15 protein-coding genes are annotated in these 19099 nt (G+C 65.2%); 6 read left to right on the top strand and 9 right to left on the bottom strand.

From position 1 onward, the window contains the following. Window positions 1-103: 103 nt before the first annotated feature. On the bottom strand, window positions 104-1300 hold the full coding sequence (locus KP010_RS15215; protein WP_108917699.1) for a GGDEF domain-containing protein: 1197 nt from the start codon (window positions 1298-1300) through the stop codon (window positions 104-106). 145 nt (window positions 1301-1445) lie between these two features. Here KP010_RS15215 and KP010_RS15210 point away from each other — a divergent pair, with 145 nt between their 5' ends. From KP010_RS15210 to metH, 3 genes are read left to right on the top strand one after another with little or no spacing between them, the layout of a single operon-like run. Next, window positions 1446-2456: a metalloregulator ArsR/SmtB family transcription factor gene (locus KP010_RS15210; RefSeq protein ID WP_142861295.1), complete on the top strand. Its 1011-nt coding sequence runs from the start codon at window positions 1446-1448 to the stop codon at window positions 2454-2456. Continuing rightward, window positions 2456-3352 (top strand): methylenetetrahydrofolate reductase [NAD(P)H], encoded by an 897-nt coding sequence (gene metF, locus KP010_RS15205; RefSeq protein WP_142861334.1) that lies wholly within the window; start codon window positions 2456-2458, stop codon window positions 3350-3352. Before KP010_RS15210 ends, metF begins: the two co-directional genes overlap by 1 nt. Then, window positions 3349-7071: a methionine synthase gene (gene metH / locus KP010_RS15200; protein WP_142861296.1), complete on the top strand. Its 3723-nt coding sequence runs from the start codon at window positions 3349-3351 to the stop codon at window positions 7069-7071. Before metF ends, metH begins: the two co-directional genes overlap by 4 nt. Window positions 7072-7250: 179 nt before the next feature. Here metH and KP010_RS15195 read toward each other — a convergent pair whose 3' ends face one another. After that, window positions 7251-7700: a GatB/YqeY domain-containing protein gene (locus KP010_RS15195; RefSeq protein WP_024881032.1), complete on the bottom strand. Its 450-nt coding sequence runs from the start codon at window positions 7698-7700 to the stop codon at window positions 7251-7253. A gap of 134 nt (window positions 7701-7834) precedes the next feature. On the opposite strand from KP010_RS15195, the gene carA reads away from it, so the two are divergent. Genes carA through KP010_RS15180 form a run of 3 tightly spaced genes read left to right on the top strand, consistent with a single transcriptional unit; the run spans window position 7835 to window position 9703 of the window. Continuing rightward, the gene (gene carA, locus KP010_RS15190) at window positions 7835-9031 is read left to right on the top strand and encodes a glutamine-hydrolyzing carbamoyl-phosphate synthase small subunit (protein WP_142861297.1); all 1197 of its coding nucleotides are present in this window, start codon (window positions 7835-7837) and stop codon (window positions 9029-9031) included. A gap of 34 nt (window positions 9032-9065) precedes the next feature. Next, window positions 9066-9341: a nucleotidyltransferase family protein gene (locus KP010_RS15185; RefSeq protein WP_370464694.1), complete on the top strand. Its 276-nt coding sequence runs from the start codon at window positions 9066-9068 to the stop codon at window positions 9339-9341. Continuing rightward, on the top strand, window positions 9341-9703 hold the full coding sequence (locus KP010_RS15180) for a DUF86 domain-containing protein (protein WP_108917705.1): 363 nt from the start codon (window positions 9341-9343) through the stop codon (window positions 9701-9703). The genes KP010_RS15185 and KP010_RS15180 overlap by 1 nt, the downstream gene beginning before the upstream one ends. On the opposite strand, the gene pgeF is transcribed toward KP010_RS15180, so the two are convergent. From pgeF to KP010_RS15145, 7 genes are all read right to left on the bottom strand, one after another. Beyond that, window positions 9700-10497 carry a peptidoglycan editing factor PgeF gene (pgeF, locus tag KP010_RS15175; protein ID WP_142861298.1) on the bottom strand — a complete coding sequence of 266 codons (798 nt, stop codon included), beginning with the start codon at window positions 10495-10497 and terminating at the stop codon, window positions 9700-9702. The genes KP010_RS15180 and pgeF overlap by 4 nt on opposite strands. Further along, a complete protein-coding gene (locus KP010_RS15170; RefSeq protein WP_142861299.1) occupies window positions 10494-11576 on the bottom strand; it encodes a class I SAM-dependent methyltransferase in 1083 nt (360 codons plus the stop codon). Before KP010_RS15170 ends, pgeF begins: the two co-directional genes overlap by 4 nt. After that, the gene (gene lgt / locus KP010_RS15165) at window positions 11573-12391 is read right to left on the bottom strand and encodes a prolipoprotein diacylglyceryl transferase (protein ID WP_142861300.1); all 819 of its coding nucleotides are present in this window, start codon (window positions 12389-12391) and stop codon (window positions 11573-11575) included. The genes KP010_RS15170 and lgt overlap by 4 nt, the downstream gene beginning before the upstream one ends. A 66-nt stretch (window positions 12392-12457) precedes the next feature. Next, on the bottom strand, window positions 12458-13504 hold the full coding sequence (locus tag KP010_RS15160; RefSeq protein WP_142861335.1) for an aldo/keto reductase: 1047 nt from the start codon (window positions 13502-13504) through the stop codon (window positions 12458-12460). Continuing rightward, complete coding sequence (locus KP010_RS15155; protein ID WP_216281039.1) at window positions 13504-15711, bottom strand: 3-hydroxyacyl-CoA dehydrogenase NAD-binding domain-containing protein; 2208 nt, start codon at window positions 15709-15711, stop codon at window positions 13504-13506. Before KP010_RS15155 ends, KP010_RS15160 begins: the two co-directional genes overlap by 1 nt. A gap of 24 nt (window positions 15712-15735) precedes the next feature. After that, a complete protein-coding gene (locus KP010_RS15150; protein ID WP_142861302.1) occupies window positions 15736-16944 on the bottom strand; it encodes an acetyl-CoA C-acetyltransferase in 1209 nt (402 codons plus the stop codon). Between the two features lie 92 nt (window positions 16945-17036). Next, window positions 17037-18827, bottom strand: coding sequence for an acyl-CoA dehydrogenase C-terminal domain-containing protein (locus KP010_RS15145; RefSeq protein ID WP_142861303.1), 1791 nt, complete (start codon window positions 18825-18827; stop codon window positions 17037-17039). Between the last annotated feature and the right edge of the window lie 272 nt (window positions 18828-19099).

Here is a 19099-nt window from a genome sequence, read left to right as displayed (position 1 = left end):
TCAATCGCGCCAGCGGGAAAGCGCGGCCTTTTGCCGGAAATTGCCGCATGACGCATTCCGCCGGGGCGGCGGGCGCCGACCAATTCGGCGCCCTTTTTCGCGCTCACAAATCATTGGCGGCGGAAGGGGGCGGCGGCTCGTCCGCGAAGACGACTCCGCCGCGCCCGCTGCGTTTCATCCGGTAGAGCGCCGCATCGGCGCGGGCGATGAGCTGCTCGAGCGTCACGCCGTCGCGGGGCGCGATCGCCACGCCTATGCTGACGCCGATCTGAATTGTGCGCCCTTCGATCTCATAAGGCGCGCCGAGGGCGCGAATGATGCGATGGGCGAGCAGCAGCGCCTCGCCCGGCCGCCGAAGCTCGGTCTGCAGCACGACGAATTCGTCGCCGCCGAGCCGCGCCGCCGTATCCTCCCGGCGCACCGCCGACGAAAGGCGGCCCGCCGCGGCGCGCAGCAGCATGTCGCCGGTCAAATGGCCGTAAGAGTCGTTGACGGCTTTGAAGCGATCGAGATCGAGGCAGAGGATCGCCAGAAGATCGCTCTCCTCGCTCAGGCCGGCGACGGCGGCGTCGAATCGGTCGCGCAATTCGACGCGGTTGGAGAGGCCGGTCAGATCGTCGCGCCGCGCCATAATGGCGAAATCGAGCTTGGAGACGATCTGCCGGACCGCCCCCTCGTAAGTCACCGAGGCCCAGCCGAGCCCGGCGAGCGCGAAGCCGGTCAGCAGCAGCGCCTGCAAAGCGAAGCCGACAGCGACATGAATGTCGGTCGCCTGCGCCGCGCGATCGAGGCAGCCGGCGATGGTCGGCGTCGCCGACAGCGCGATGCCGATGCCGCATAGTCGCGGTCGAAAGGCGACATTGGAGAGCACGCCGCCGGCGAAGACGAAGGCCATGCCCGATGTCAGCATCGGCACCAGCGCCGAATCGACGGGATGCGCCGAGAACAAGCCGCGCGCATTGATCGCGCCGAGCAGTGCGGCGAAGGAAAAAAGCCCGAGGGCGTAGCGCCTCTCCCAGAGCCGCGCCTCATCGGCGACGATCGTCGCCTCGGCCGTGCGCCGCCGATAGGCGAGCACCATGAAAACGCTCGCGACATCCACAGCCATGGCGGCGAAGGTCAAAACGAGCAGCACGATATCCTGCTTGCGCGAGGCGAGCAGCAGGCCGACGCAGGCAAGAGCGACGCCCATGAAGACCACGGGCAGCGCCGGGCGCACGACCATATCGACGAGCTCGACATAAGCCGCGTCGGGTAGCCGCTCCGAGCTTCGAGAAGTTTGTCCTAACCGCCGCCACATGCGCACCGCCAACGCGGTCTCATCTATGGCCGACGAAATCGAAGTCCAGCCTTGCCGGGGGAGCCGCCGCGCGTCTTGATTTTCGTAGAGACGACGCATATAGATATCTTTATATCTAATCAGTCGAGCCCCCGACAAAGGCCAAATGACCGAGTCTCGCCCTCTTTTGCTCGAGCCCGCGCTCGCCGCCCTCAATGCGGCGGGCGAGGAGACGCGTCTGCGCCTGCTCGGTCTATTGGCCGAGACGGAGCTGACGGTGAGCGAGGCCGTGGCCATCCTCGGCCAGTCGCAGCCGCGCGTGTCCCGCCATTTGAAGCTTTTGGTGGAGGCCGGGCTGGTGGAGCGCCGCCGCGAGGGCGCCTGGGCCTTCTTCCGCCTCGCCTCGGCGGATGCGCCCGGCGAGATCGCCCGCAGCGTCGTCTCCTGGCTCGATCCGCTGGATCCCCGCATCGCCGGCGACCGCGCCCGCCTCGCCGAGGTGCGGCAGGCCCGCGCCGACGCCGCCGCCCGCTATTTCGCAGAGCATGCGCCCGAATGGGACGCGATCCGCTCGCTGCATGTGCCGGAGGCGCAAGTCGAGGCCGCCATGCGCGAGGCGGTGGGCGAGAAGCCGCTGCGCCGCCTGCTCGATCTCGGCGCCGGCGCCGGCCGCATGCTGGAGCTGTTCGCGCCGCAGGCGGAGCAGGCCATCGGCGTCGATCTCTCCTCCGCAATGCTCGGCGTCGCGCGCGGACGGCTGGAAAAAGCCGGCGCACGCAATGTGCAGCTGCGCCAGGGCGACATGTATGCGCTGCCGATCGAACGGGGCAGCTGCGATCTCGTCATCGTGCATCAGGTTCTGCATTATCTCGACGATCCCGGCCGCGCCTTGCGTGAGGCGGCGCGCACGCTCGCGCCCGGCGGCAGGCTGCTGGTCGTCGATTTCGCGCCGCATCGCGAGGAGACCTTGCGCGACGAGCATGCGCATCGCCGCCTCGGCTTCTCGCAGCAGGAGGTCACGACTTTGCTGGAGCAGGCCGGCCTCGAGATTCTGCGCCATCGCGATCTCGCGCCTTCCGCCGACGACGGCGCGAAGCTCACCGTATCCCTGTGGCTGGCGCAAGATCCTCGCGTCATCGCCGATCCTTTGCCCAAAGCCAGCTTCGAGACCGCATGATGTCCGACAATCGCAGCCTGTGGCCTCCGGGCCATTTCGATATTTCTTACGAATTCTTCCCGCCGAAGACGCCGGAGATGGAGGCGCAGCTCTGGGATTCGATCGCGCGGCTCGCGCCTTTGAAGCCCAAATTCGTCTCCGTCACTTACGGCGCCGGCGGCTCCACGCGCGAGCGCACGCATAATATCGTCGCGCGCCTCGCCGCCGAGACCGACATTCTCCCCGCCGCGCATCTGACCTGCGTCTCCGCCGCGCGCGCGGAGATCGACGAGATCGTGCGCGACTATTGGAACGCCGGCGTTCGCCATATCGTCGCGCTGCGCGGCGATCCGCCGACCGGCGTCGGCACGCGATTCGAGCCGCATCCAGAGGGCTATCGCAGCTCCACCGAGCTCGTGCGCGGCATTCGCGCCATCCGCGATTTCGAGATTTCCGTCTCCACCTATCCAGAAGGCCATCCCGAGAGCCGCACGATCGACGATGATCTCGATGCGCTCGAGGCCAAGATCGACGCCGGCGCGACGCGCGCCATCACGCAATTCTTCTTCGAGAACGACGTCTATTTTCGCTTTCTCGACAAGGCGCGCGCGCGGGGAATCGCGATCCCGATCGTGCCCGGCATCATGCCGGTGCAGAACTTCAAGCAGACGGCCAATTTCGCGCGCAAGGCCGGCGCGAGCGTGCCCGATTGGCTCGCGCATCGCTTCGAGGGATTGGACGATGATCCCGTCACGCGCCGCCTCATCGCCGCCGCGGTCGCCGCCGAGCAGGTGCTCGGCCTCGCCGAGAACGGCGTGAGAGAATTCCACTTCTACACCAATAATCGCGCCGATCTCGTCTTCGCGATCTGTCATCTTCTGGGCGTGCGCCCGGTCACCGAGAAAGCCGCAGCATGAGTTTCGACAAGACCCACGGACCGAAGATTCAGGCGGCGCTGGAGAATGCGGCGAGCGAGCGCATTCTCGTGCTCGACGGCGCCATGGGCACGATGATCCAGCGCCACAAATTCACCGAGGCCGATTTTCGCGGCGAGCGCTTCAAGGATCATGAGAAGGATTTGCGCGGCGACAATGATCTGCTGACGCTGACGCAGCCGGCGGCGATCAAGGCGATTCATCGCGCCTATCTCGAAGCCGGCGCCGACATTATCGAGACCAACACTTTCTCCTGCACCTCTATCGCGCAGGCCGATTACGGGCTCGAGCACATCGTCTATGAGCTCAATTACGAAGGCGCGCGCCTCGCCCGCGCCGCGGCTGACGAAGTCGCGCGCGAGACCGGCGTGCCGCGCTTCGTCGCCGGCTCCATGGGGCCGACCAATCGCACCGCCTCGATCTCGCCGGACGTCTCCAATCCCGGCTTTCGCGCCGTCACTTTCGACGATCTGCGCGCCGCCTATCTCGAGGAGGCGCTCGGCCTGCTGGAGGGCGGCGCCGATATTCTCCTGATCGAGACGATCTTCGACACGCTGAACGCCAAGGCGGCGATCTATGCGGTGGAGGACGCATTCGAGAAGGTCGGCACGCGCTTTCCGGTGATGATCTCCGGCACCATCACCGATCTCTCCGGCCGCACGCTCTCCGGCCAGACGGCGGCCGCCTTCTGGAACTCGATTCAGCACGCGAAGCCCTTCTCCATCGGCTTCAATTGCGCGCTCGGCGCGCGCGAGATGCGCCAGCATATCGCGGAAGTCGCGCGCATCGCCGACACGCGAATCTGCGCCTTCCCCAACGCCGGCCTGCCCAATGAATTCGGCCTCTATGACGAGAGCCCGGAATATATGGCCGAGCTCGTCGGCGAATTCGCCAAGTCCGGTCTCGTCAATGTCGTCGGCGGCTGCTGCGGCACGACGCCGCCGCATATCGCCGCCATCGCCGGCGCCGTGAAAGGCGTCGCGCCGCGCGCTGTTCCGACGATCGCGCCGCTGCTGCGCCTCGCTGGCCTCGAGCCGTTCACGCTGACGAAGGACATCCCCTTCGTCAATGTCGGCGAACGCACCAATGTCACCGGCTCGGCGAAGTTCCGCAAGCTCATCACCGCCGGCGATTACGCCGCGGCGCTGGATGTGGCGCGCGATCAGGTCGCCAATGGCGCGCAGGTCATCGACGTCAATATGGACGAAGGCCTGCTCGATTCCAAAAAGGCAATGGTCGAGTTCTTGAATCTCCTCGCCGCCGAGCCCGACATAGCGCGCGTGCCGGTGATGGTGGATTCGTCGAAATTCGAGGTGATCGAGGCCGGCCTGCAATGCCTGCAGGGCAAGGGCGTCGTCAACTCGATCTCGCTGAAGGAAGGCGAGGAGAAATTCATCGAGGCGGCGACCAAGGTGAAGCGCTATGGCGCCGCCGTCGTCGTCATGGCCTTCGACGAGGCGGGCCAGGCCGACACTTTCGCGCGCAAGGTGGAAATCTCCGGCCGCGCCTATAAGATTCTCACGCAGGAAGTGGGCTTCGCGCCGCAGGACATCATCTTCGATCCCAATATTTTCGCGGTCGCGACCGGCATCGACGAGCACTGCAATTACGGCGTCGATTTCATCGACGCCGCGCGCGCGATCAAGACGACGTTGCCGCATGCGCATGTGTCAGGCGGCGTGTCGAACCTCTCCTTCTCCTTCCGCGGCAATGAGCCGGTGCGCGAGGCGATGCACTCCGTCTTCCTCTATCACGCCATTGCGGCGGGGATGGATATGGGCATCGTCAACGCCGGCCAGCTCGCCGTCTATGAGAAGATCGACCCCGAGCTGCGCGAAGCCTGCGAAGACGTCGTGCTCAATCGTCGTCCCGACGCGACCGAGCGCCTCGTCGAAATGGCCGAGCGCTTCAAAGGCGCGGGCGCGAAGGCCGCGGAGAAGGACGCCGCGTGGCGCGAGGCCAGCGTCGAGAAGCGTTTGGAATATGCGCTGGTCAATGGCGTCGCCGATTATATCGAGCAGGATGTGGAAGAGGCGCGTCTCTCGAGCACGCGTCCGCTCGATGTGATCGAAGGTCCGCTGATGGCAGGCATGAATGTCGTCGGCGATCTCTTCGGCCAGGGCAAAATGTTCCTGCCGCAAGTAGTGAAATCCGCGCGCGTGATGAAGCAGGCCGTGGCGCATCTCCTGCCCTTCATGGAGGAGAACAAGGAGACGCGCTCCACCGCCGGCAAGATTCTTCTCGCGACGGTGAAGGGCGACGTTCACGACATCGGCAAGAATATCGTCGGCGTCGTGCTCGGCTGCAATAATTTCGAGATCATCGATCTCGGCGTGATGGTGCCGACCGCCAAGATTCTCGAGACGGCGAAAGCCGAAAAGGTCGACATCATCGGCCTCTCCGGCCTCATCACGCCTTCGCTCGACGAAATGTGCTTCGTCGCCTCGGAGCTGGAGCGCGAAGGTTTCGACGCGCCGCTGCTCATCGGCGGCGCGACGACGAGCCGCGTGCATACGGCGGTGAAGATCAGCCCCAATTACACCAAGGGTCAGGCCGTCTATGTGACCGACGCCTCGCGCGCGGTGGGCGTCGCCCAGGCGCTGATGTCGCAATCTTCGCGCGCCGAATATGTCGCCAAGACGCGCGAGGAATATGAGAAGGTCGCCGACGCTCACGCGCGCGCGCAGGCCGACAAGCAACGCGTCTCGCTCGCCGCCGCGCGCGCCAATGCGCTGAAAATCGATTGGGCCGCCTATGCGCCGCCCAAGCCGACATTCCTCGGCGCGCGCGTCTTCGCTTCCTATGATGTCGCGGAGCTGGTTCCCTATATCGATTGGACGCCCTTCTTCCAGACATGGGAGTTCAAGGGCCGCTATCCCGCTCTGCTCGACGATCCCGAGCGCGGGCCGGCGGCGCGGCAATTGCTCGAGGATGCGCAGGCGATGCTCGCGCGCATCGTCGAAGAGCGCTGGTTCAATCCCAAGGCCGTCATCGGATTCTGGCCCGCCAACGCCGTCGGCGACGATATCGCGCTCTATACAGGCGAGGGCCGCGTCGAGCGGCTCGCGACGCTGCACACGCTGCGCCAGCAGCTCACGCGTCGCGACGGCAAGCCCAATGTCGCGCTGAGCGATTTCGTCGCGCCGGAGGGCTCCGGCAAGGCGGATTACATCGGCGCCTTCGTCGTCACCGCCGGCGCGCAGGAGGCGAAAATTTCCGAGCGCTTCGCCCGCGCCAATGACGATTACGGGGCGATCATGGTGAAGGCGCTGGCCGATCGCCTCGCCGAAGCTTTCGCCGAGCGCATGCATCAGCGCGTTCGCCGCGAGTTCTGGGCCTATGCTGCGGATGAGACGCTGACGCCGGAGCAGCTGGTCGGCGAGGATTATCGCGGCATTCGCCCGGCGCCCGGCTATCCGGCGCAGCCCGACCATACGGAAAAGGCGACGCTCTTCGATCTGCTGGAGGCGACGAAGCGCACCGGCGTGGCGCTGACGGAGAGCTACGCCATGACACCGGCCTCATCGGTGAGCGGACTCTATTTCGCGCATCCGCAGGCGCATTATTTCGGCGTCGCCAAAGTGGAGCGCGATCAGGTCGAGGATTACGCCGCGCGCAAGGGCGTCTCCGCCGCCGAGATCGAGCGCTGGCTCGCCCCCGTGCTCAACTATGAGACGCGCGTGGCCGAACCAGCGGAGTGAGGCGCGCTCACCCTCCCCTTCAGGGGGAGGGTCGGACCGCGAAGCGGTCCGGGGTGGGGTTTCACTGCAGAGATTCGGGGCGTCACCCCCTCCCGATCGCCTTCGGCGCTCGACCTCCCCCCTCGAGGGGGAGGTGGAAACGCCTCTCCGAGCGGCGCTCCTCGATCACCCGATTGCTCTCAGCCGCCGAGCGCCGCCTTGACCGCGGCGCTCGCCTTGCCGAAATCGATACGGCCTGTGTATTTCGCCTTGAGCGCGGCGACGACCTTGCCCATATCCTTGATCGAGGCGGCGCCGGTCTCGGCGATCGCGGCCTTTATCGCCTCGGCGACCTCGGCCTCGCCGAGCTGCTGGGGCAGATATTCCGTGATCACCGCGATCTCGGCGCGCTCCTTCTCGGCGAGCTCGGGGCGGCCGCCCTTCTCGTAGATTTCCACCGATTCCTGGCGGCTCTTCACCATTTTCTGCAGCAGAGCGAGAATATCGTCGTCGCCGAGCGTCTTGCCCGTGGCGCGCGCCTCGATGTCGCGATCCTTGAGCCCCGCGGTGATCATGCGGATCGTCTCGACCTTTTGCTTTTCGCCGCTCTTCATCGCCGCCTTGAGGTCGGCCGTGAAACGTTCGCGCATTGTATTTCCACTTCGCAGTGAAATGTTCTAGACGTGCTTGCGATCCGAAAGGATCGCGGCAATCTAGATTTTTCGAGGGATGGCGGGCGCCCGATGGCGGCGCGCCGGCGGATGAGGTGAGGCATAGAGCGCGGATGAGCCCGGATCAAGACGCAGCGACGGGTTGGACGGTTCCGGTCCACACGGGGGTTCTGGTTCTCGCCAGCGGCGAGGCGATTTTCGGCTTCGGCTTCGGCTTCGGCGCCGTGGGCTCGGCCGTCGGCGAGGTCTGCTTCAACACCGCCATGACCGGCTATCAGGAAATCCTCACAGATCCCTCCTACGCCGGGCAGATCGTCACCTTCACCTTTCCCCATATCGGCAATGTCGGCGTCAATGACGAGGACGTCGAGACCGTCGATCTCGACAGCCGCTCCGGCGTGCGCGGCGTGATCGTCGCGGCGCCGTCGAGCGACCCGTCCAATTATCGCGCGCTGCGGCCGCTCGGCGAATGGCTCGCCGCACGGGGGATCATCGGCCTCTGCGGCCTGGACACACGCGCGCTGACGGCTCTGATCCGCGAGAAGGGCATGCAGAACGCCGTCATCGCCTTCGCGCCGGACGGCGTGTTCGACCTCGCCGCGCTGCGCGCCGAGGCCGCCGCCTGGCCGGGCATTGATGGCATGGATCTCGTGCCCTCCGTCACCGCGCCTGCGCGCTATGAATGGGACGAGACCGTGTGGCGGCAGGCCTCCGGCTATGGCAAGCGCGACGGGAAGAAGCTCCGCGTCGTTGCCGTGGATTATGGCGTGAAGCGCAATATTCTGCGGCTGCTGGCCGAGGCCGGCTGCGAGGTGATCGTGGTGCCGGCGACGACCAGCGCGACGGATATTCTCGCGCTTTCGCCGGATGGCGTGTTTCTCTCAAACGGGCCGGGCGATCCGGCCGAGACCGGCAAATACGCCGTGCCCACCATTCGCGAGCTATTGGCGGCGAAAATTCCCACCTTCGGCATATGCCTCGGCCATCAGATGATGGCGCTCGCCGTCGGCGCGAAGACGCAGAAAATGCCGCAGGGCCATCACGGCGCCAATCATCCAGTGAAGGATTTCACCACCGGCAAGGTGGAGATCGTCTCGATGAACCATGGCTTCGCCGTGGATCGCGACAGCCTGCCGGCCAATGTCGCCGAGACGCATCGCTCGCTGTTCGACGGCTCCAATTGCGGCATTGCGCTGGCCGATCGCCCGGCCTTCTCCGTGCAGCACCACCCCGAGGCCTCGCCCGGCCCGCAGGACAGCCATTATCTCTTCGCGCGCTTCGTCGATATGATGGAGAAGGCGCAGGCGTGAGCCTATAGCGAGAGCCATGAGACGCGACGAGGCCATGGAACGACTGAGAGCGCACGAAGCCGAGCTGCGACGGCTCGGTGTGCTCAGTCTCTATTTGTTCGGCTCCACCGCTCGCGACGAAGCCGGCTCGACATCGGATGTCGATTTGTTTTTCGACTATCGAAAAGGCGAGCTCGGCCTTTTCGAACTGATGGACCTAAAGGATTATGCGCGCGACCTTCTCGGGACCCCAGTCGACATCATGACTCGCGACAGCTTGCACAAGGCGTTGCGGGAACGGATCGAAGTAACCGCGTTGCGTGTGTTCTGATGGCGATCCCTTCGAATGTTCCGCGCCTACAGGACATCCTCGAAGCCATAGAGCGCATTCACGAGTGCATGGCGGAGGCCTCGCTCGACGATTTCGAAGCCGATTGGCGGCGACAATGGCTCGTCGAACGAGGCGTCGAGATCATTTCCGAAGCCAGCCGGCATCTCGATGATGAGCTGAAAACGCGTCATCCGGAAATTCCTTGGCGGAAAGTGGCCGGCATCGGCAATGTGCTCCGGCACAGCTACGAGACAGTCGCCGCCGCAGTCCTATGGAAGCTCGCGCAGAGCGACCTCCAACCATTGGAGAAAGTCTGCCGCGCGGAACTCGAATCCATACGAAAAAAGCCTGTTTCTGATTAACAGGCGTAGCCGATCGCGATCGCCGACACCAGCCGCCCATAATCCGGCTCCTTGCGATGCACGCTGCGGCGATAGCTGAAGCAGCGCGCCTCATCCGCATAAGTATCGATGCGCAAATTCTCGAAAGAAGCGACATTCGCCGCTTCGACGCGCCGCGTGATGAAAGCGGGCAGATCGAACATGGAATGCCCATCGCGCGTCGAAGGCGTGAAGAACCGCGCGAAGGCCGCATCCTCGGCGAGGAAACGCTCGACGAACTCGCCGCCCACCTCGTAGCTGTCGCGGCCGATGGCCGGGCCGAGCGCGACATGAATATCGGCGCGATGCGCGCCGCGCGTCTCCATCAGAGCGATCGTCGCCTCGATCATGCCGGTGAGCGCGCCCTTCCATCCCGCATGGCAAGCGCCGATGACTCCAGCGCGCGCATCGGCGAAGAGCAGCATTCCACAATCGGCGCCGGTGACGCCGAGAGCCAGCCCTTCGACATCGGTGACGAGACCGTCGCAGCGCGGCCGCTCCGTCTCGGCCCAAGGCTCGGCGACATAGAGCGCGTCGCGCGAATGAATCTGATAGGGCACGAGCAGACGATGCGCCTCAGCGCCGATGCGCCGCGCCATGCGCGCGCGATTCTCGGCGACACGCGCGGTTTCGTCATTAGAGCCGACGCCGCCGTTGAGCGAGGCGTAGACGCCCTCCGACACGCCGCCGGCGCGCGTGAAGAAAGCGTGGCGAACGCCCGGCAGAGCGAGATTGCCGGCGCCGAGCGCGCCCGGCGCCTCCATCGTCTCGGTCATTGGAAAAACCCTGGCAGAAGCGGCATGTCGGGATGCGTCACGGCGATGACCTTGAACAATTCGCCCATGTCACGCTTGGGATCGCCGGCGCCGATGAGACGCGCGAGCGCAATGTCGATCTCGGCGCGCTGCTCTGTGGTCGCGCGCTTCTTCAGCGCCTCCGCGCGCTCGACGACGCCGAGCTGGCGCAGAAAGGCGCCCTGCGTCACCGGCCCTTGCACTTTCGCGCCGGCTGCGGCGGCGGCGCGCGCCAGCGCCGCGAAATCGACATGGGTGGTGAGATCGGCCTCGCCCGGCGCCTCCAGCGGATCGACATAGGCGTGGCGCGACACCGCCTGCAATGTCTCGCCCAGCGCGGTCTGCGTATAGCCATAGTCGATGACGAGCAGCGCCCCGCCCTGCGCGACGAGACGCGCGGCGATATCGCCCATGATGCGCGCGCCGATCGCGCCGATCTCTATGATCGAGCCTTCCGGCGCCGCGATGGTGAGATCGGGCTCCACGCCCTCGCCGACGCCGAAGGCGAGCGCGCCGCTCTCGTCCAGGCCGACGAGGCGCTCGCTCCAGCCGCGCTCCGTCTGCACGAAATGGCGCACCGGCAGCGCATCGAAAAACTCATTGGCGATGATGATCGCCGGCCCCTCTGGAACGCGCGCGACATCCGCGCTCCAGGACGCCGAGATCGGCGCATTGGCCAAGGTCTGCCGTTGCCGCGCCTCGAGCAGAGAGCTCGTCTCGACGAGATGCACATCCAAAGCCGAGAGAAATTCCGGCGCGATGCGGGCGACGCGCAGCGCATCGCTCATCAGCGTGCCGCGACCGGGGCCGAGCTCGACGAGGCGCAGCGGCGAAGGCGATTGCGCGGCGCGCCACGCCTCCTGCGCCCAGAGGCCGATGAGTTCGCCGAACATTTGGCTGATCTCCGGCGCGGTGATGAAATCGCCGCCCGCGCCGAAAGGATCGCGCGTCATGTAATAGCCCTTCGACGGATGCGACAGGGCGAGCGTCATATAGGTTTCGAGCGTGATCGGCCCGTCCTGCGCGACGAGTTCGGCGATGTCTTGTCGCAATGCGCTCATGCTTCGACTCTCTGCGGGCGCAAGGCATAGAGGATCAGTCCGACGCCGATCAGCACCATCGGCGCCGACAGCGCCATGCCCATTGTGAGGCCATTGTCCAACGCCTCCGAATGATCGGGCTCGCGGAAGAATTCGCTGACGATGCGCGCCACGCCATAGCCGACGCCGAAGAGACCCGTCGCGAGGCCAGGACGTTTCAGCGCGCCGCGCTGCACGGCGACGGCGAGCAGAATATAGAGCGCGACGCCCTCGAGCCCCGCCTCATAGAGCTGGCTCGGATGGCGCGGCGCATCGCCCGCGCCGGGAAACACCATGGCCCAAGGAACGTCGCTCTCGCGGCCCCACATTTCCGGCTTGATGAAATTGGCGAGGCGGCCGAAGAAAATTCCGATCGGCGCGACGGCCGCGCAAATGTCGCTGATGGTGAGCGCGAAAATCTTCTCGCGCCAGGCGAAGACGGTCATGGCGACGATCGCGCCGATGAGCCCGCCGTGAAAGGCCATGCCGCCTTTCCAGGTTTTCACGATCTCTTCTGGATGCTGGAAATAAAAATCGCGCTCATAGAAGAGCACATGGCCGAGCCTGCCGCCGATGATGACGCCGATCGCGACATAGACGAGCAGATCGTCGAGGCTCTCGCGCGAAGGATGCGCGACCTCGCCCCACAAATGCTCGCGCGAGACGAGGCGGCGCGCATAGAGCCAGCCGAGCGCGAGCCCGGCGATATAGGCGAGCGCATACCAGCGTATGGGCAGCGGTCCGAGCTCGACGAGAACGGGGTCGATCATCGGAAAGGGAAGCGCGAAGATAGGCATGACGACTCGTGGTTGCAGCGAATGGCCGCGAGCTTAGCGCGCGACGGCGCGTCTGTCATGACCGCTTCATTTCGGCTCGAAGGGCGCGGGGCGACGAAAAGCGCCCTGACGCTCGAGCATCCAGCCCGGATATTCCTTCGCCAGCGCGCTCACCGCATCGAGCCGCGCGAGATCATCGGCCGTGAACTGCAGCTTCGCTGCGGCGAGGTTTTGCTCGAGCTGATCGATGCGCCTCGCGCCGATGATGACGCTGGTGACGAAAGGCTTAGCGAGAACATAGGCGAGCGCGACCTCGGCGACGCTCGCGCCATGCTTCGCGCCGATCTCGCGCATTGCCGCGACGCAAGCCCAGGCGCGATCCTTGTCGACGGGCGGGAAATCGAAAGAGACGCGGCGTCCCTCGGCGCCTTCCGGCGCGCCCGGTCCATATTTGCCCGAGAGCAGGCCGCCGGCGAGCGGCGACCACACCATGAGGCCGAGCTTTTCCTCTGTGAGAAGCGGGACGATCTCGCGCTCGAGATCGCGGCCGGCGATGGAATAATAGGCCTGCGCCGTCTCATAGCGCGCAAAGCCCAGCCGCTCCGAGACGCCGAGCGCCTTGGCGATGCGCCACGCCTGCCAATTGGAGAGGCCGATGTAACGCACCAACCCGCGCGAGACGAGATCGTCCAGCGCGCGCAATGTCTCCTCTATCGGCGTCACGGCGTCATTGCCGTGGATCTGATAGAGATCGATGTGATCGGTCTGCAGGCGCTCGAGGCTCGCCTCGACGCTGTCCATTATGTGTCCGCGCGAGGCGCCGCGATCATTGGGGCCGGCGCCGGTCTCGCCATAGAATTTGGTGGCGATGACGACATCCTTGCGCTTCACGCCGAGATCGGCGAGCGCCTGCCCCACCATTTTCTCCGAGCGGCCGAAGGAATAGACATCGGCCGTATCGATGAAATTGACGCCCGCCGCGAAAGCGCGCTCGACGATGCGCGTCGCCGCCTGCTGATCGACATCGGCGATCGCGCCCCAGATTCCAGCGCCGCCCGCCTCGCCGAACGTCATCGCGCCGAGGCAGATTTCCGAGACGAAGAGGCCTGTGCGGCCGAGCTGATTGTAACGCATCACGCCGCCTTCGCCTGCGCGCCATATTTGCCGTAGAAGCTCTCGCCCGTCTTCGCCATCTCGCGCAGCTCGGCGGGCGCGGCGAAGCGTTCGCCATATTTCTGCGTCAGCGCATCGCAAATTGCGACGAAGGCCGCCGTTCCGACGCCGTCGATGTAAGACAAAGTGCCGCCGGTGAAGGGCGCGAAGCCGAAGCCGAGAATGGAGCCGACATCGGCCTCGCGCGGATCGGTGACGACGCCCTCGAACAAGACGCGCGCCGCTTCCACCGCCTGCACGACGAGGAAGCGCTGCTTCAGCTCCTCCACATCTATGGCGTCGGGATCGAGCTTCTCGTCGGCGAGCGCCGAGAGGCCCGGCCACAGGCTCTTCTTGCCCGTCGCCGGATAATCATAGAATCCCTTGCCGTTCTTGCGGCCGAGTCGCCCTTCTTGCTCCACCATGAAATGCAGCACGCGCTCCTGCGTCGGATCGACGGCGGCTGCGCCGAGATCCTTCTTGGTCGCGAGATGGATTTTCCAGGCGAGATCGAGCGCGATCTCGTCATTGAGCGAGAGCGGGCCGACCGGCATTCCGGCCATGCGCGCGGCGGTCTCGATCATCGCCGGCGGCACGCCTTCAGTGAGCATTATGTGCCCCTCGCGCACGAAATTCAGCACGCAGCGATTGGCGTAGAAACCGCGTGAATCATTGACGACGATCGGCGTCTTCTTCAGCACGCGCACGAAATCGAGCGCCGTCGCCACGGCGCGGTCATTGGTCTTCTTGCCGCGGATCACCTCGACGAGCAGCATTTTCTCGACCGGCGAGAAGAAATGAATGCCGACGAAATTCTCCGGCTTCAGCGAGGTCTCGGCCAGTGAGGTGATCGGCAGAGTGGAGGTGTTGGAGGCGAAGATCACATCCGGCCCCACCACGGCTTGCGCTTTCTTCGTCACTTCCGCCTTCACGCCGCGCTCCTCGAACACGGCCTCGACGATGAGATCGGCGCCGGCGAGCTTCTCATAATCGGGCGTCGCTGTGATGCGCGCGAGCAGCGCTTCCCTTTCGGCGGCGGTGGCGCGGCCACGCGACACCTGGCCGGAGATGAGCTTGTCGATCACCGCCTTGCCCTTGTCGGCGCTCTCCTGATCGCGATCGATCAGCACCACCTCTATGCCGGCGAGCGCGCTGACATAGGCGACGCCCGCGCCCATGAAGCCGGCGCCGAGCACGCCGATCTTGGCGAATTTCGCCGGCGGAATTTCCTTCGGCCGATGCGCGCCCTTCTCCAGCTCATTCTTGGAGAGGAAGAGCGAGCGGATCATCGCCGCCGCTTGCTTCGAGCGCAGAATATGCGCGAACCAGCGCGCCTCGACGCGCAGGCCGAGATCGAAAGACAATTGCAGCCCCTCGAACACGCTGTGCAATATGGCCTTGGCGGCGGGATAATTGTCGAAGGTCTCGCGGCGGTAGATGGCGTTGGCGGCCGGCCACACCATCATGCCGCCCGGCGAGAACACACGGCCCGACGGCGGCTTGAAGCCTTCGACGTCCCAGGGCGCCTTGCCCTTGCCGCCATTGACGATCCACGCGCGCGCCCGCTCGACGATCTCAGTCTCCGGCGCGAGCTCGTGCACGAGTCCGGCGGCCTTGGCTTTGGCGGGCTTCAATTGCTCGCCTTTGAACAGCAATTGCAGCGCGTCGCCCGTCTGCATCAGCCGCGCGATGCGCTGCGTGCCGCCGGCGCCGGGGAACAGGCCGACCTTGATCTCCGGCAGGCCGACCTTGGTCTTGTCCGAGTCGGAGAGCACGCGATAATGGCAGGCGAGCGCCAGCTCGAAAGCGCCGCCGAGACAGGCGCCGTGAATGGCGATGGCGAAGGGTTTGCCATTGGTCTCGAGCTTGCGATAGAGCAGCGACAGTCTGCGCGCGCCTTCGAAGAACTGCTTCATCGCAGCCTCCTCGCCCTGCTCGCGCACCGCCTTGGCGTATTCCACCGCGCTCTTCTGCAGCATGGAGAGATCGGCGCCGCCGGAGAAAGCCGGCTTGCCCGATGCGATCACGCAGCCCTTGATCTCAGGATTGCTCGCCACCTCGTCGATGACTTTTTCCAATTCGTCCATCACCTCGAAGGTGATGACGTTCATCGAGCGGTCGGGGCTGTCCCAGGTGAGCAGAGCGACGCCGTCGGCGCCGGTCTCGAAACGGAAATTGACGAGGTTCATGAGGCGCTCCCGCAGGCTTGAAATTCACACGCGCTCGATGATCGTCGCGGTTCCCATTCCCGCGCCGATGCAGAGCGTCACCAGCGCCGTGGACTGGCCGCTGCGCTCCAATTCGTCGAGCGCCGTACCGATCAGCATCGCGCCGGTCGCGCCGAGCGGATGGCCGAGGGCGATGGCGCCGCCATTCACATTCACTTTTGCTTCGTCGAGACCGAAAGCCTGCATGAAGCGCAGCACCACAGCGGCGAAAGCCTCGTTCACCTCTATGAGGTCTATGTCGGAAAGGCCCATGCCGGCCTTGGCGAGCAGCTTCTTCGTCACATCGACAGGACCGGTCAGCATCAGCGCCGGCTCGGAGCCAATATTGGCGAAAGCGCGCACCCTCGCGCGGGGCTTCAGCCCATGGCGCTCGCCCGCCTCGCGCGAGCCGAGCAGCACAGCGGCGGCGCCGTCGACAATGCCGGAGGAATTGCCGGCGTGATGCACATGATTCAATTTCTCGACGTCGGGATGCGCCTGAATGGCCACCGCGTCGAAGCCCGCCTGCTCGGCGAAGAAAGCGAAGGACGGCTTCAGCGCGGCGAGCGACTGCATATCCGTCGCGGGGCGCATATGCTCGTCGCGATCCAGAATGGTGAGGCCGTTGACGTCCTTCACCGGCGCGATGGATTTCGAAAAGCGCTTCTCCTCCCAGGCGCGGGCCGCGCGCTGCTGCGACTGCACGGCGTAAGCGTCGACATCGTCGCGCGAGAAATCATATTTCGTCGCGATGAGATCGGCGGAGACGCCCTGCGGCATGAAGTAAGAGGGAATGGCGATGGTCGGATCGACCGGCCAGGCGCCGCCGGAGGCGCCGATGCCGACGCGGCTCATGCTCTCGACGCCGCCGCCGATGGTCAGCTCGTGCTGGCCGGACATGATCTGCGCAGCGGCGAAATTCACCGAGTCGAGACCCGAAGCGCAGAAGCGATTGATCTGCACGCCGGGCACGTCATAGCCATAGCCGGCGGAGATCGCCGCGGCGCGCGCGATGTCGCCGCCCGCCTCGCCGACGGGATCGACGCAGCCGAGGATCACATCATCGACCGGCGCGCCATCGAGATTGTTTCTCTCCTTCAGCGCGGAAAGAGCGGTGACGGCGAGGCCGAGGCTCGACACCTCATGCAGCGAGCCATCGGGCTTGCCGCGCCCGCGCGGCGTGCGCACGGCGTCGTAGATATAGGCTTCGGGCATGAAGCAGCTCCGTTGCTGGGCGAATAGCGAATAGGGAGCAGCGAGTAGCTCGCCTCTCTCTATTCGCTACTCCCTATTCGCTATTCGCTTCGTCAAAACATCTCCGCCGGCAGACTCATCAGCGTATCGACGCCCGCCGTGATGCGCGCCAGGCGAAAGCCCGTCTCGGGCAGCATCTTCTCCATATAGAATTTGCCCGTCGTCAGCTTGGCGTCGAGCCAGGCGCCGTCCCCTTGCGCCTCCTTTTTCTTGGCGAGCGCAGCGCGGGCGATGCGCGCCCATGTGTAGCCGAGCGCCACGCGGCCAAAGAGATGCATGTAATCGTAAGATGCGCCGGCGCCATTGTCGGGCTTGGCGAGCGCATTCTGCATCAGCCAGATCGTGGCCTTTTGCAAATCGCCGAGCGCGGCCTTCAAAGGCTCCACGAAGGGCTTCATCTCGTCGGAACTCTCATGGGCGATGAACTCGCTCACCTCGGCGAAATAGGCCATTGCGGCGCGGCCATTGTCCTTGGGCAATTTGCGGCCGACGAGATCGAGCGCCTGAATGCCATTGGCGCCCTCATAGATCATGGTGATGCGCGCGTCGCGCACGAATTGCTCGACGCCATTCTCGTCTATGTAGCCGTGCCCGCCCCATATCTGCTGCGCCTTCACCGCGCTCTCGAAGCCGAGATCGGTGAGCACGCCCTTCAGCACCGGCGTCAGCAGGCCGAGACGATCGTCCGCCGCCTGACGCGCCTTGGCGTCCTCAGAGCGATGCGCGATATCGCTGTCCAGCGCGGTGGCGAGAGCGAGGCCGCGCGCCGCCTCGTTGAAGGCCTTCATCTCCATCAGCGCGCGCCGCACGTCGGAATGCACGATGATGGGATCGGCGCCGCCGCCGGCGTTCTTGGCGCCGGTGAGCGCGCGTCCTTGCAGGCGCTCCTTGGCGTAGGCCGCCGCATTCTGATAGGCGACCTCCGATTGCGCGAGGCCTTGCACGGCGACGCCGAGCCGCGCCTCGTTCATCATCACGAACATCGCATTGAGGCCCCGATTGGGCTCGCCGACCAGAAAGCCCCTGGCGCCGTCATAATTCATCACGCATGTGGCGTTGCCGTGAATGCCCATCTTATGCTCGAGCGCGCCGCAGCGCACGGCGTTGCGCGCGCCGAGCGTCCCATCGGGATTCACCTCGTATTTCGGCACGATGAAGAGCGAGATTCCCTTCACCCCGGCCGGCGCGCCTTCGATGCGCGCGAGCACGAGATGAATGATGTTCTCGGAAAGATCATGCTCGCCGGCGGAGATGAAAATCTTCTGCCCGGTGATGGCGTAGGAGCCGTCCGCGCGCGGGCTCGCCTTGGTGGTGAGCAGGCCGAGATCGGTACCGCATTGCGGCTCGGTGAGATTCATCGTGCCGGTCCAGCGGCCCGCCGCCATGGGCGGCGCGAAGAGGCGCTTCTGCTCCTCGCTGCCATGGCGCAGCAGCGCGGCGAGCGCGCCTTGCGTCAGGCCCGGATACATTGCGAAGGACATATTGGCCGCCGAGGCGAATTCATTCGTCACCACGGCCAACGTATAGGGGAGGCCTTGTCCGTCATATTCGGGCGGAACCGCCAGCCCCACCCAGCCGCCGGCGACGAATTCCCGATAGGCCTCCTTGAAGCCGGCCGGCGTCGTCACCTCGCCGGAAGCGTCCAACCCGCACCCTTCCGCATCGCCGCTGCGGTTCAAAGGCTGCAGCCGCTCCTCGCAGATTTTCCCCGCCTCGCCGATGATCTGCGCCAGCACGTCCGGCGGAACATCGGAGAAGCCGGCGAGATTGCCGTAACGTTCGAGATGCAGAACGTCGTTCAGCAGAAATAAAGTGTCGTCCACGGGGGCTTTGTAGATCGGCATGAGCGGCTCTCCCTGCGCGGATCGTCTGTTTTCGCTAGGTATTCGCCCGAGATAGGCGGTTTCCCGGTCATCGGCCGACGGGAATGGGGACTATGCGCCTCCGTGGTTACGAAATCGCAACTCGGCCGAATTCGAACGCCGCCGGCCAAGCCCTTCATTCCACGAATGAATCATGGTTCCGACGGCGCATTCTGCCCAGCAATAGGTAGAGAGCCGGACCCGCGTGCGCAATAGGTCGCGCGCCGGTCGGCTCCACGCAAGCGTTAACCCTT

Origin of the sequence: Methylosinus sp. KRF6, from assembly GCF_018887255.1 — a bacterium.
Lineage (GTDB): Bacteria > Pseudomonadota > Alphaproteobacteria > Rhizobiales > Beijerinckiaceae > Methylosinus > Methylosinus sporium.
This window is presented reverse-complemented; position numbering and strand designations above follow the sequence as displayed.